The sequence below is a fragment of the Pseudomonas sp. Leaf59 genome, from assembly GCF_920984685.1.
In the GTDB taxonomy this organism is placed as follows: Bacteria; Pseudomonadota; Gammaproteobacteria; order Pseudomonadales; family Pseudomonadaceae; genus Aquipseudomonas.
The window spans coordinates 90,489-104,272 of the sequence record NZ_CAKLBR010000006.1 but is presented as its reverse complement, the minus strand read 5'-3'; the positions used below and the strand labels follow the sequence as shown (position 1 = coordinate 104,272).

Sequence of the window (13,784 nt, the reverse complement as noted above, 5' to 3'; positions counted from 1 at the left end):
AGGAGCCGACATGCCGCGAACGCTCATAAGAAAAAACCCGAGTAACTTCAAGACCCTACCCCTGCACGTCGAAGCCAGCCCCGAAGGCCTGAGCTACCAGAGCGTCGGCATGCCGCTCAACTTTGCGCAGACCCTGCAACGGCGCAAGCCGGTGGAGGTGGCCGACCCCGAGCGTTTCGCCCTGGAGCTGGCCAATCTGGGCGTGTCGGTACGCCTGACGTTGCACTGGCAAAACAAGGACTACTGGGTGCTCGTGCGCCAGCGCCGCCAGGACCGTGGCGATGTAGTGCTCAAGCTGATCTCCGGCTACGTGCCTGCCCACGAACTGAACCTGCCGCTGCACACCGCCATCCAGGAAATCGCCGAGGAATGCCTGCTGGAAACACCGGAAGGCTGGCTTGGCGGACGCTTCAACGACACCTGGCTGCCGGCGCCCTACTCCGCCGCCCTGCACTACCGCGAAGCGCTGCCGTTTCGCTTGAGCCCGCTGTCCGGCGCGGCCCGTCCGGTGCGCTGCGCGACCATGCAGTTGATCGAGCGCCCCCGGGCCTATGTGCACTTGCCCACGGCCTCGCTGCAATTGATCTACGACCTGCGCCTGGAAGTGCCCAGGGAGGCCAAGTCCCTGAGCCTGTTCCATGTGGATGAGCGGCTGGAAGGCGATCAACTGGTCGCGCGCCTGGACCGCCAGCGCCCGGATCTGTACCTGATGCCGCTCAAGGACGGCCAGCCATTGGCCGAGCTCTATACGTTGAAGAAAGACCAGTTGTACCCGGCCAGCACGCGGGGCCTGTACCTGGCGGAAAGCTTCGCCCAGCAGGACGGCTGGCTGGTACGCGACGAGCGGATTCGCTGGAAGGACTGGCTGCGCCAGCAAGGCCTGGCAGAGCCGGAAAAGGAATCCAAACTCAAACGCCTGGCCAAGCGCGTACTGCGCAAGATGGTGCCGAAGAAAAAATAAGGTGGGAGCCCCCGCCAGTTCTTCGACTTGGCACTCTCGCCCAGCAAACTGAAGCCTCTGTGGCGAGCAGGCTTGTCCTGCGTTGGGCTGCGCAGCAGCCCCAAAACCAGGCGCTGAGCCGTATCAGGTACTCCGCGTTTTGCTGGATTGGGGGCGCTTCGCACCCCAACGCGGGGCACGCCCGCTCGCCACAACAAGCCCGCTGGCCACAGGGATTGCGGTCAGACGTTGAGCAAGCGCTCCAGGCCCACCTTGAGCGGGGTCGGTTTGGGCAGCTTGAAGCTGGCCAGCAACCGTTGGTTATTGGCTCGCGAATGGCGAATGTCCCCGGAGCGCGCCGGGCCGTAGGTGATCGTCGGCAACGTGCCCACCACTTGCTCAAGCGCCTGCAATACCTGCTTGAGCGTGGTGGTGCGGTTCCACCCCACATTGATCGCACCCAACGGCGCTTGCGGCGCTTCGATGGCCTGCACCAGCACATCCACCAAGTCTTCCACGTACATGAAGTCGCGGGTTTGCTCGCCATCGCCAAACACGGCAATCGGTGTGCCCGTTTGTACGCGTTCGCTGAAGATGCTGATCACCCCGGAGTACGGCGATGACGGATCCTGGCGCGGCCCGAAGACATTGAAGAAGCGGAAGATCACCGGCTCCAGGCCATGCTGGCGGCGGTAGAAGTCAAAGTAATGTTCACCGGCCAGTTTGTCCGAGGCATAGGGCGTCAGCGGCGCCTTGGTGGTCTCTTCGTCAATCGAAGCACCCTCGCCATTGTTGCCGTACACCGCCGCGCTGGAGGCAAATACCACGCGCTTCACCCCGGCCTTGCGCATGGCTTCGCAGACATTCAGCGTGCCGACGAAATTGCTCTGGTGCGTGCCCACCGGGTCGTCCACCGAAGCCTGCACCGAGGCCACCGCGGCCAGGTGCACCACGGCGCTCACGCCAACGGCGGCCTGGGCCACCTGTTTGGCATCGGCCACATCGCCTTCCAGCAGTTGCACCCGTGGGTTGTGCAGCGGCAGATTACTGCGCTTACCGGTGGACAGGTCATCCAGCACCCGCACCGAGTAACCCTTGGCGAGCAACGCATCGACCAGGTGCGAGCCAATAAAACCCGCGCCCCCGGTAATCAGTACGCACGCGTCACTCATGGCTGCGGATCTTCTCGACAATGGCGGTGGTCGAGCTGTTCTCGACCAGGCCCAGCACTTTGACCTTGCCACCATAGGCACTGACGATATCGGCGCCCACGACCTGATCGACCGAATAGTCGCCGCCCTTGACCAGCACGTCCGGCTTGACCTGCGCCAGCAGGTTTTCCGGTGTGCCTTCGGAGAAGCTGATCACCCAGTCCACCGCGCCCAGCCCGGCCAGTACGGCCATGCGTCGGTCGACGCTATTGATCGGTCGGCCCGGCCCTTTGAGACGGCTGACCGAGGCATCGTCGTTCACCGCGACGATCAGACGATCGCCCTGGGCGCGCGCCTGCTCGAGGTAGGTCACGTGACCGGCATGCAAAATGTCGAAACAGCCGTTGGTGAACACAATGCTTTCGTTGTGCGCGCGCGCATCGTCGATGGCCAGCAGCAATTGTTCGATGGTCAGCACGCCACGCTCGGAGCCTTCGGAGCGCTGGATCGCACGGCGCAGCTCAGGTGCGCTGATCGCCGCGGTACCCAGTTTGCCGACGACGATGCCGGCCGCCAGATTGGCCAGGGCCACCGCGTGGGGCAGTTCTTCGCCGGCGGCAATGGAGGCCGCCAGGGTGGAAATCACGGTGTCGCCCGCGCCGGTGACGTCGAAGACCTCACGGGCCCGCGCCGGCAAGTGCATGGCCGGATGGTGGGGGCGCAGCAGGGTCATGCCGTGCTCGCCACGGGTCACCAGCAAGGCACCCAGGTCGAGGTCGGCCATCAGCGCTGCGCCTTTGGTCACCAGGTCGTGTTCGTCGACGCATCCGCCAACGATGGCTTCGAACTCGCTGAGGTTCGGCGTGATCAGGCTGGCGCCTCGATAGATCGAGAAGTCCTTGCCCTTGGGGTCGGCCAACACCGGGATACCCCTGGCCTTGGCGGCCTGGATCAGCATCTGATGGTTCTGCAACGCGCCTTTGCCGTAGTCGGAAAGCACCAGCACCTTGATGCCTTCGAGCAGCGCCTCGACCTGACCGCTCAGGGCCAGGGCGTCGGTGGCGAAGGGTTCTTCGAAATCGATACGCAGCAATTGCTGGTGACGGCTCATCACGCGCAGCTTGACGGTGGTCGGCTGATGGGCAATCCGCTGGAACAGCGCACGCACTCCGGCACCGCGCAGGCTGTTGGCCAGGCTGTCGGCGGCTTCATCGTCGCCGGTCACGCCTACCAGGGAGGCCGGGGCGCCGAGGGCGGCAATATTGAGGGCAACGTTGGCAGCGCCGCCCGGACGGTCTTCGATTTGCTCGACCTTGACGACCGGCACTGGCGCCTCAGGGGAAATCCGTGAGGTTCCGCCATGCCAGTAACGGTCGAGCATGACATCGCCGACTACCAAGACTGGGGCTTGATCGAATCGCGGCATGGACAACTTCATGGAGCAACCCACTACAAAATGAACAGGGGCGCGATATTAGCACAGGGTTATAGAAGGCTTGTGGAGCACCGCAAGCAAATGTGGGAGGGGGCCCCCTCCCACAACAAGCCTCACACAGACGCCCTGTGTGCCCCCATCGAATCAGGTGATGTCGGCCGACACCGGGGCATCCAGGCCCATGGCATGCAGGCGGGCGTAGTAACCGTTCTGCGCCAGCAGCTCGCCGTGGGTACCACGCTCGACAATACGGCCATCGTCCATCACCAGGATCAGGTCGGCCTTCTCGATGGTGGACAGGCGGTGCGCGATCACCAGGGTGGTGCGGCCTTGCATGACCTTGTCCAGCGCCGCCTGAATGTGGCGCTCGGACTCGGTGTCGAGGGCCGAGGTGGCCTCGTCGAGAATCAGCAGCGGCGAATTCTTCAGCAGCGCCCGGGCAATCGCCAGGCGCTGGCGTTGGCCGCCGGACAGCAGCACGCCGTTTTCACCGACCTGGGTGTCGAAGCCCTTGGGCAACTGGTCGATGAAGTCCTTGGCATTGGCATCGGTCGCCGCCGCTTCGACATCGGCCCTCGGCGCGCCGGCCAGGTCGCCATAGGCAATGTTGTTGGTCACGGTGTCGCTGAACAGGGTCACATGCTGGGTGACCTGCGCGATGTGCTTGCGCAGGTTGAGCAGCTTGTAGTCTTCGATCTCCACGCCGTCGAGCAGGATCTCGCCGCTTTCGTGGTGATAGAAACGCGGGATCAGGCTGGCCAGGGTCGACTTGCCGCTGCCCGAACGGCCCACCAGGGCGATCATTTGCCCAGGCTCGGCGGTAAAGCTGATGTCCTTGAGCACATGGCGTTCGGTGCCGGGGTAGGTGAAGTTCAGGTTGCGCACTTCCAGACGACCGCTGACCTTGTCACGCTCGATGGTGCCGTGGTCGATTTCGACGTCTTCGTCCAGTTGCTCGAAAATGCTCTCGGCACCCGCCACACCCTTCTGGATGGTGGAGCTGACTTCCGACAGTTGGCGAATCGGCTTGGGCAACAGGCCGGCGAGGGTGATGTAGGCCACCATGTCACCCGCCGATGCATCGCCACGCAGGTACAGCACCAGAAACATCAGCACGGCCATGGCCGTGTAGATCACCAGTTGCAGGGTCGGGGTGTAGATGGCGCCCGTGCGGGTCATGCGCAACTGCTTGTCGGTATTGCTCTGGCTGGCCTTGAGGAAACGCTTCTCCTCGTAGACCTCGCCGCCGAAGCTGCGCACCACGCGGTAGCCCTGAATGGTTTCCGAGGCCACATGGGTGACGTCGCCCATGGCCACCTGGATTTTCTTGCTCTGCTTGCGAAATTTCTTGCTGGCCGTGCTGACCATCACCGCAATCAGCGGAAGAATGGCGATCATCACCAGCGTCAGGCGCCAGTTCATGTACAGCAGCGAGGCGAACAGGAAGATCACCGTCATGCCTTCGCGGATCACCACCTTGATCGCATCGGTGGCCGCCCCCGTGACCATGGTCACGTTGAAGGTGATGCGGGAAATCAGGTGCCCCGAGTTGTGGTTGTCGAAATAACGGTTGGGCAGGGTCAGCAGGTTGTTGAACAACTGCACCCGCAGGTCGTGGACCAGGCCCAGGGACACCTTGGCCAGCAGGTAGTTACCCAGGAACGAACCCAGGCCCTGCCATGCCGCGATCAGGATGATCAGCAGCGGCACGGCCTGCAGCAGCTGCAGGTCGCGCAGGAACGGCACGCTGGGGAACAGCACCGCTTCGGGGTTGGACAGGCCGTCGACGAAGTACTTGAGGATGTACCCCAGCATCGGCTGGGTCGACGCGAAAATCAGAAATCCGAGGATACTCAGTGCAAACAGCCCCGCGTAGGGCCTGACGTAGCTGAGTAGACGGAAGTATATTTTCAAGCTCGAAGGGCTTGCGCTCGGACTGGAATCGGTCATAACACGCGGCGTTTTGAAAAAGGAGGCTGACTTTAGCACAGCTTCTCTGTTGTACTTGCACCCGGCATGACCCGCGCGCCCGCGCTTGCTGCCGACGACAACCAATAACGCCTGCTTTACGATGGTCGGCTTTCTTTCTCTGGAATGGCTTTTGCGTATGCACTCCAAGCGTCTCAACTACGGCTCAAATCGCGTTTTCGACTTTCTGGTCATGTGGATTTTGCCCATTGGCTTATTGCTGCTGCTGAGTGCGCTGTTTCTTGTCTCCAATCGTAATGTGCTGCATCGAATCGTCTACCTCCTGTTTACTGTGCCGACCTTGTTCATGCTGTTCCAGCGCCCCAGGGAGTTCCGGGAACTGCTGCGCGAACCGCTGGCGATCGCCTTTCTGGTGTTTGCCGCCTGGGCCCTGACCAGCCTGCTGTGGAGCCCCGAACCGAGCATCGACACCGACCTGTTCAAACGCCCGCTGAACACCTTCATGCTGTTCGGCGGCTGCGGGCTGCTGCTGCATTATCGCAACGACCTGTTCAAGCCGATCTTCTTCGCCGCTGCGGTGATCGCGATGGTGGTGTGCGTGTTCAACCTGGTGGCTTTCGCTAAGGGTTTCCAACCCGGCATGCGCATGATCGGCGGCCGTGGCGCCCTGGATAACCCACTGCTCAGCTCCCACCTATTCGGTTTTTTCTGCGTGTACTGGCTGTACGTGTGCATGACCACACGGCGCGCCCATGTGCTGTGGTTCAGCGTGCCGGCCCTGACAGTGATGACGGCGGCGGTACTGGCGACCGGTTCGCGTACGCCCCTGGTCGCCATGACCCTGGCCATCCTGTGGATGAGTTTTGTCAGCCGCAACCGTCGCTCGGCCGTGCTGATCGCGGCGCTGGTGGTGAGTGCCATTGGGCTGCTGCTGGTGTACCCGGAACTCATCACCCAACGCGGCAGCTCATTTCGGTTCGAACTGTGGAGCATGTCGCTGGAGCGAATTGCAGCCCATCCGTGGATCGGCCACAGCTACGATTCGGAGCTGTACCTGACCCTGGCGGACGGCTACGTGCTGCGCGAGCCGCACAGCTTCGCCCTCGGCGTGCTGTATTACGTCGGCATCATCGGGTTCATCCCGTGGATATTCATGCTTGGCTGGGGCCTGTACAAAAGCTTCAAGGAGCGCGCGCAACCGCTGTTCATCCTCGCCTCCTCCCTGCTCGCCTACGGCATCGGCGCGGGCCTGACCGAAGGCGGCGGCATCCTGTCGCGGCCCAAGGAGCACTGGTTCCTGTTGTGGATTCCGCTGGCGCTGATCGCCGGTTTGAGCATTGCCAAACGCCGCCACAGCCTGCTGCGCCTGCCCGTGCAAAGCCTCAAGCCTGCCGCTTTTGAAGCGCTGTGCAGCGATGCCCAGGTGATCGAAGCCGATGGCCTGGGCCCGAAAGTCCTGCGCCTGGTCGACGGCCGCTTTCTCAAGGTGTTCCGCGCCCGCCGCTGGTACACCTCGGGCAGCTTCAACCCCTACTCGGAGCGGTTCGCCAGCAACGCCGAACAACTGCGCAGCCTGGGCATTCCCACGCCGCAGATACTTGCGATCTACGCCCTCGCCGAGGGCAGCAGCGCCGTCACCTATTCGCCACTGCCCGGCCTGACCCTGCGCCAGGCCCTGCAAAGCCTGGACAGCAGCCTGCGCGAGTCATTGATCGAACGCTTTGGCCAGTTCATGGCGCAGTTGCATGAGCGCGGCGTGTACTTCCGCTCGCTGCACCTGGGTAACGTCCTGCTGATGGACGACGGCGAGTTCGGCCTGATCGACATTGCCGACCTGCGCATCTTCCCGTCGCCCCTGCGCAACGCCTTGCGCCAACGCAACCTGCGCCATATGCAACGCTATCCGCAGGATCGCAACTGGCTGTTCGATACCCACTTCGAACAGTTGACCAAGGGTTACGCGACCGTTGCCAGCGCAGGCGCCACGGCGAAGATCCGCGCGCACGTACTGGCCGCGCCCAGCGCTTAGGAGCGCAGCGGCGTCAGGTAGAGCCGCACCAGGCCACGCAAGGTCTTGCGCCCCCAGAATTTGAGCGGGATCTGCTTGAGAATCTCCCGTGCCAGCGGTCGGTCACGATCGGCGGTCTTGAGGAACATCGAGTTCAGGAAGTTGTAGCGCACCGCGTCATAGGCCGGGTGATGGCTGAAGTGGGCATAGGTCTTGAGGATGTTCTCGATCATGTAGCGATGGTTCTTGTAGGTGTTGCTCGCATGCTGGCGGTACTGCGCCATCACCACGCCAAGGGCGTCAATGGTGTAGCCCGCTGCCGTGACCTTCAACTGAATGAGCAAGTCTTCCAGGGGGATCAGCGGGTCGAAGCCACCGACCTCCTCCAGCACATGCCGGCGAATCAGCATGGTCGGCGCCGGCGGGAACGGCTTGCGATCCATGAACATGTCATCGAAATCCAGGCTGCGAAACGGTACATCGCGGCGCTGTTTTTTCTCCGGGTGCAGGTTGCCGTCGCCATCGATCAGCTCGATATTGCCGGCGCAGATGCCCACCTTCGGTTTGTCTTCCATATACGCCACCTGGGTGGCAATACGGTCCGCCAGCATGATGTCGTCGGAGCCGAACGGTGCGATCAGGCTGCCCTTGGCCCGCGCAATCGCTCCGTTGAGGGTGGCGGTGAGACCCTGGTTCTGCTGCACCTGGAAGTCAAAGCCATGCTCGGCCTGCAGACGCCGGATGCGCTCGACGCTGTCATCCTTAGAGCCGTCATCCACCACCAGCAGTTCGATATTCGGGTACGTCTGACCGAGCACGCTGAGGATGCTCTGCTCGATGTACCGGCCGTGGTTGTAGGACGCGATAATCACCGAGACCAGGGGTTGTTGCGTTGTCATGCTCTACCTACTTGTTTCAAACCGGTGTCGATAAGGTCCAGGTACTTCTGCTGGAATTCTGCCAGGGCGTGATGCTCTTCGAGATAGCGAAACACCTGCTCGCCCTTGGCGCGCAGCTGTTCGTCACTCATGGCCAGGTAAGTGTCCAGGGCCGCGCTGAGTTGTTCGACATTGCCCGGCTCGTGGGACAGGCCACCCGCCCCTTCCACCAGCGGCAGCATGGCCGGGACGTTGGAGGCGATCACCGGCAGGTGCCCGCTCATGCCTTCGAGCAACGCCAGGCCGAGGCCTTCCTGCAGCGACGGCATGGTCCAGATATCGAAGGCGCGCACGTACTGGAGACCGTCATCGCGAAAGCCCAGCAGGTGCGCGCGGCCGGTGAGCCCAAGGCGTTCGATGTCGGCGCGCAGGTCAGCTTCCGCGCGGCCGGAGCCAATGATGCCGAGCTGCGCGTGGGGGTACTTGTCCTTGAGCCGTGCGAACGCCTGCAACAGGTGCGTATGACCCTTGATCGGCACCAGTCGCCCCAACGCGCCAATGATCCGCGCGTCGGGCGCCAGCCCGAGCGCCTGGCGCGCCTGCTCGCGCGGCAACTGCAAGGCTTCGGCCTGGGGAATGTCGATGGCATTGGTGACGAAGGTGGTGTTCTCGCGGGTAAAGCCGCAGCCCAGGCCCACCAGATAATCACGCACTGCCGCCGAAACCCCGACAAACCGCCACGCCGGGCTGACCAGACAGCGCGTCTGGCGCCGGCGATAAGCACGCTCATATTCGCCAAAGCCATGGGAAATGCCGATGCACAACGGGATCTTCAGCCAGCGATTGAGCGACAGCATCATGTTCACCGACTTGAAGCGGTTGCAGATGACCACGTCGAACTGCTGCTCACGGCAATACTTGTAGATTTCCCACATCGCGCCCAGACGAATGCCCTTCAGGGCTTTCTCGGGAAATTGAAAATACTTGGAGTGATCGGCGACGCTCAACGGCTGGCCCGGTTGCGGGTGCCCACTGAGGAAGGCCGAGGTAACCTCGAAACGCTCAGGCGGCAACGACTTGACGATCTGCTCACCGAGGTCGGCAAAATCGTTGAGCTTGACGTTGTAGTCCGGCTGTAATTGCAAAACCTTGAAACGAGGCTTCATAACACTCCATGGGGCAATCGGGCCGCTGCAAGCCGCCCGACGATAAAGTCAATTTCAGTCCTGCTTCAGCACCCAAAGCAGTTCGTGACGGCGCACGGCCTTGCGGAAAAACTCGTTCTCGCCGTAGGGCGATGGACCACGATCCGCCAGCAGTTGTTGCAACAGGCGTCGGACGCGGCGCTTGAACGGCGCGCTCGGTTGCAGGTCATGCATCATGCCCAGCGCCATGGCCTTGTCCACTTGCTGGCTGTGGCTGAGCACGCGGCAATACGGCTGCAGCACCCGGTCGGCATCGAACTGCGGCGGCAACGCCACACCGGCGCCCGAATCGCCCATGGGCCAGCGGTCGTTATCGTGCAAATGGTTGGCGTAGCCCAGCAATGTGCTCGGCTGCCACTCAAGCCCCTGCAAAGCCTCGATGACGGCGTTGTAGGCGCAGATGTGATCCGGGTGTGGATCGAGCAGCGGCGTCGGCAACACGATCACCTCGGGACGTGCCTTGAGCAACAGCGCGCGCAGGTCGGCGAGCAGGTTGTGCCAGGTCGGCAAACCGTCCGCATCGCTGGGCAACGCAAGCCTGTTGAACTGGCGAAACAGCCGCGTATCGGCGCATTGCGCCTCGCGCGAAGCCTGGGGCTGATCCGGCGCGGCCTGCATGGCCGGCAGTTGCAGGCAGAAGTAGCCCAGTTGCACGCACTGCGCCTCGGGCACCCCGGCCCAGCGCGGCACGGCAATGCTGTCCCAGGCGCGCAGGCGCCCTTTCAGACGCGCGGCATCGGCCTGCGGCAGGCCCATCTGTTGATAATGTTCGGCTTCGATCTCACCGGCGGTGAGGGTCACGATCCAGCTTTCATCCGCCTGGGCATACAGGCCAAACGCAGCCAGCTCGGCATCGTCGGCATGGGGCGCGATCACCATCACGCGTTGGCGCGCCGGGTCCGGCTGGCGGAACACCCAAAGCGTCGGCTGACCGACAATGCGACAGAATCGCCCACGCACGCGAACCTCACCCGCAGCCAGGGCCGCCGCTGCACCGGTGAGGTTGAGGTAACGCGTGCCAGCAACACCGCGCTCGAAGGCCTGGCGATCACCCGCCAGCTCAACCGCAGGGTCCAGGAAACGTCCGAGCCAGCTGCTTTCAAGCTGCACCTGGACGATCAGGGTTTCATCACCCGCAAGTTCCAGCGGTGTGTCCGAGAGCAAACGCCCAGCCTCCAGGCGCAGGTCGCCGTGACGGCTGTGCGGGACAAAGCGGTACTGGTAGTCATCCTTGGGCGAGTAGAACAGATGGTCGGCAAACCAGGCTTCGTGGGCCACCCACAGCAGCACTGCGAGGATCAACGGCAGCCACCAGGCCACCAGCACACCCACCGCGATCAACAGCAACAAGCCCACCAGCAAGGCGATGCGTTTGTTGCGCCGATGGCGCTTGAGCAGTTGCTGTTTGCGGCTCATAGGCTGAACACCGGCACCGGGTTGCACCAGCGCTCTTTATATTCGCGGTCGGCGCGCCCAAAAGAGAAACGCAGTGGCTTGTTGAGCGTGCGAGCTTGCTCCCAGGCACTTTGGGTGTTGAGAAAGCTCAACACGCTGCCGGGGCTGAACGCACGGGTTTCGGGGTCGACGCCGCCGTTGACGTATTCGATGCTGACCCATTCGGGCGCCTCGACGCGATACACCAACTGCACGGCAATTGGCGCATCGTTGAGAAACAGCACCGAACCCACCAGAAACTCCTGGAGCAATGCCAGCACTTCGGCCAGGCGCTCGGCGCCGGTGGCGGCAAAGCCCCAGCGACGCTGGAACAGGTCGCGATAAATCGCCGCCAGCTCCGCACTGGAAAACTCACTCACCGCCCGCACCACGCCGCCCGCCTCTTCCAGCAGGCGCAGTTCGCGGCGCTGGTTGTAGCGAAACTTCTTTGACAGGTCTTCCGGGGTGCGCGCCATGGCCAGTTGCTCGGCCTGGGGCTTGAGGGTACTCACGCGCCCTTCGTTCAAGGCCGACAGGTAGCGCCCGCGATGGCGCACCGGCAACTGCGCATCGGCGGCAATCGGCAGGATGATCTCGGCATTACCGAGGTCAAACAGGCCCTTCTTGCCGTGGCGCTTGAGCACGTCCTTGGACAGCGCCAGGTCGCGCCCCCAGGTGGCAATTGCGCCCTTGAGTTCGCCGTCCTGCTCCCAGCCCAGGTAACGCACCGGAATCTGCGCCAGGCCGGCCAAACGCTCGACGACCCGAGGATGGGTCGCCACGCTGCCACCAAATCGCTGCCAGGCTTGAGCGTAAGCCTCGGCCTCGACAGGCACCCAGCCTCGCTCACGCCAACCCTGGAAGCGGTTCAGCATTTAGACCACGGCGTCATAAGGGTCCACACCGTCCTTGACCACGAGGATGTCTTCCATGATCAGGTACTGCAGGTCGGAGCCGAAGAACATATCCAGCGCGTCCTTGGGCGAGCAGATCATCGCTTCGCCACGGCGGTTGAGCGAGGTGTTCAGGGACACGCCATTGCCCGTCAGTACTTCGAGCTCTTTCATCATGTCGTAGTAGCGCGGGTTGTACTCACGCTTGAGCACCTGGGCGCGGGAGGTGCCGTCTTCGTGCACCACTTCCGGTACGCGGGTTTTCCATTCTTCCGACACTTCAAAGGTGAAGGTCATGAACGGCGCCGGGTGGTCGACCTTGATCATCTGCGGGGCCACGGTGTCGAGCATCGACGGGCAGAAAGGCCTCCAGCGCTCGCGGAACTTGATCTGGTGGTTGATGCGGTCGGCCACGCCGGTTGCACTTGGGCAACCGATGATCGAACGACCGCCCAACGCACGCGGGCCAAACTCCATACGGCCCTGGAACCAGGCCACCGGGTTGCCGTCGACCATGATCTTGGCGATGCGCTTGGGCATGTTTTCGATCTTGCGCCACACCGGCTTGCTCTCGTGTTTGGCGCAGGCAGCGATCACGTCTTCGTTGCTGTAGGACGGGCCGAGGTAGACGTGTTCCATCTTCTCCACCGGCACGCCACGGGCGTGGGACACGTAAGCAGCAGCGCCAACGGCAGTGCCGGCATCACCGGAGGCCGGCTGTACGAACAGCTCTTTCACGTCGTCACGGGCGATGATCTTCTGGTTCAGCTTGACGTTCAGCGCGCAACCGCCCGCGAAGGCCAGCTTGCCAGTGTCCTTGAGGATGTCGCCCAGGTAATGGTCGATCATCTGCAAGGCCAGCTTCTCGAACAACGCCTGCATGCTGGCCGCGTAGTGGATGTAAGGCTCGTCGGCAATATCGCCTTCGCGCTTTGGCCCCAGCCACTCGATCAGTTTTGGCGAGAAGTAGAAGCCCTTGCCCTTCTCTTTATAACGGCGCAGGCCGATGACGTTGGCGTAGTCGGTGTTGATCACCAGCTCGCCGTTTTCAAAGGAGGCCAGACGCGAGAAATCGTACTTGCTGGCATCGCCGTATGGCGCCATGCCCATGACCTTGAACTCACCGTCGAGCATCTCGAAACCGAGGAACTCGGTGATCGCGCCATACAGGCCGCCGAGGGAGTCAGGGTCGTAGAATTCCTTGATCTTGTGGATCTTGCCGTTCTCGCCGTAGCCAAAAAACGTGGTGGCGTACTCGCCCTTGCCGTCGATGCCGAGGATTGCGGTTTTTTCCTGGAAGCCCGAGCAGTGGTAGGCGCTGGAGGCGTGGGCCAGGTGGTGTTCAACCGGCTCGATCCTGATTTTCTTCGGATCGAAGCCCAGTTGCTCCAGGCACCAGACGATCTTGTTGCGATAACGCTTGTAGCGACGGTTGCCCATCAGGATCGCGTCGAGTGCGCGGTCCGGGGCGTACCAGTAACGCTTGGCGTAGTGCCAGCGCGCCTCGCCGAACAGGCTGATCGGCGCGAACGGAATCGCCACCACATCAACGTCGCAAGGCTTGATGCCGGCCTGTTCCAGGCAGAACTTCGCCGACTCGTAGGGCATGCGGTTCTTTGCATGTTTGTCGCGTACGAAGCGCTCTTCTTCGGCGGCCGCGATCAGCTTGCCGTCGATATACAGGGCTGCGGAAGGATCATGGCTAAGGGCGCCGGACAGGCCAAGAATCGTCAATGCCACAGGGGTCTAGCCTCTTTTAGTCTGCATGCAGGCGGGTTGCGCCTGAAAAAAGTGTGCCTCCTGCCTGGGCAGGAAACAGCTAAAGGGCGGGATTATAGCTTAAAAGCAGTGGGGAGCTGTTAGCGGCAAGCGGCAAGGCAAAAGCGGGCGGTGTAGAGCCCATCACTGGAG

10 protein-coding genes are annotated in these 13,784 nt (G+C 62.5%); 2 read left to right on the top strand and 8 right to left on the bottom strand.

The window, feature by feature from the left end:
• Positions 1-10 precede the first annotated feature (10 nt).
• Complete coding sequence (locus LUB09_RS08825; RefSeq protein WP_209987817.1) at positions 11-961, top strand: metal ABC transporter ATPase; 951 nt, start codon at positions 11-13, stop codon at positions 959-961.
• Between the two features lie 221 nt (positions 962-1,182).
• On the opposite strand, the gene LUB09_RS08820 is transcribed toward LUB09_RS08825, so the two are convergent.
• The 3 genes from LUB09_RS08820 to msbA form a co-directional block, all read right to left on the bottom strand.
• The gene (locus LUB09_RS08820; protein WP_231422371.1) at positions 1,183-2,112 is read right to left on the bottom strand and encodes an NAD-dependent epimerase/dehydratase family protein; all 930 of its coding nucleotides are present in this window, start codon (positions 2,110-2,112) and stop codon (positions 1,183-1,185) included.
• The gene (gene hldE / locus LUB09_RS08815) at positions 2,105-3,529 is read right to left on the bottom strand and encodes a bifunctional D-glycero-beta-D-manno-heptose-7-phosphate kinase/D-glycero-beta-D-manno-heptose 1-phosphate adenylyltransferase HldE (RefSeq protein WP_060548475.1); all 1,425 of its coding nucleotides are present in this window, start codon (positions 3,527-3,529) and stop codon (positions 2,105-2,107) included. The genes LUB09_RS08820 and hldE overlap by 8 nt, the downstream gene beginning before the upstream one ends.
• A gap of 141 nt (positions 3,530-3,670) precedes the next feature.
• Complete coding sequence (gene msbA, locus LUB09_RS08810) at positions 3,671-5,476, bottom strand: lipid A export permease/ATP-binding protein MsbA (RefSeq protein ID WP_231422370.1); 1,806 nt, start codon at positions 5,474-5,476, stop codon at positions 3,671-3,673.
• Between the two features lie 157 nt (positions 5,477-5,633).
• On the opposite strand from msbA, the gene LUB09_RS08805 reads away from it, so the two are divergent.
• The gene (locus tag LUB09_RS08805; RefSeq protein WP_231422451.1) at positions 5,634-7,484 is read left to right on the top strand and encodes a bifunctional O-antigen ligase/aminoglycoside phosphotransferase family protein; all 1,851 of its coding nucleotides are present in this window, start codon (positions 5,634-5,636) and stop codon (positions 7,482-7,484) included.
• Here the strand turns inward: LUB09_RS08805 and LUB09_RS08800 are convergent.
• Genes LUB09_RS08800 through LUB09_RS08780 form a run of 5 tightly spaced genes read right to left on the bottom strand, consistent with a single transcriptional unit; the run spans position 7,481 to position 13,613 of the window.
• Positions 7,481-8,362, bottom strand: a complete 882-nt coding sequence (locus LUB09_RS08800) for a glycosyltransferase (RefSeq protein WP_209987808.1) — start codon at positions 8,360-8,362, stop codon at positions 7,481-7,483. The genes LUB09_RS08805 and LUB09_RS08800 overlap by 4 nt on opposite strands.
• Entirely contained in the window at positions 8,359-9,507 is a 1,149-nt protein-coding gene (locus LUB09_RS08795; protein ID WP_231422369.1) for a glycosyltransferase, read from the bottom strand. Before LUB09_RS08795 ends, LUB09_RS08800 begins: the two co-directional genes overlap by 4 nt.
• Before the next feature lie 54 nt (positions 9,508-9,561).
• A complete protein-coding gene (locus LUB09_RS08790; protein ID WP_231422368.1) occupies positions 9,562-10,962 on the bottom strand; it encodes a PIG-L deacetylase family protein in 1,401 nt (466 codons plus the stop codon).
• The gene (locus tag LUB09_RS08785; RefSeq protein ID WP_209987799.1) at positions 10,959-11,855 is read right to left on the bottom strand and encodes an antimicrobial resistance protein Mig-14; all 897 of its coding nucleotides are present in this window, start codon (positions 11,853-11,855) and stop codon (positions 10,959-10,961) included. The genes LUB09_RS08790 and LUB09_RS08785 overlap by 4 nt, the downstream gene beginning before the upstream one ends.
• Positions 11,856-13,613 carry a carbamoyltransferase family protein gene (locus tag LUB09_RS08780; protein WP_209987796.1) on the bottom strand — a complete coding sequence of 586 codons (1,758 nt, stop codon included), beginning with the start codon at positions 13,611-13,613 and terminating at the stop codon, positions 11,856-11,858. It abuts the gene before it with no gap.
• Positions 13,614-13,784 lie beyond the last annotated feature (171 nt).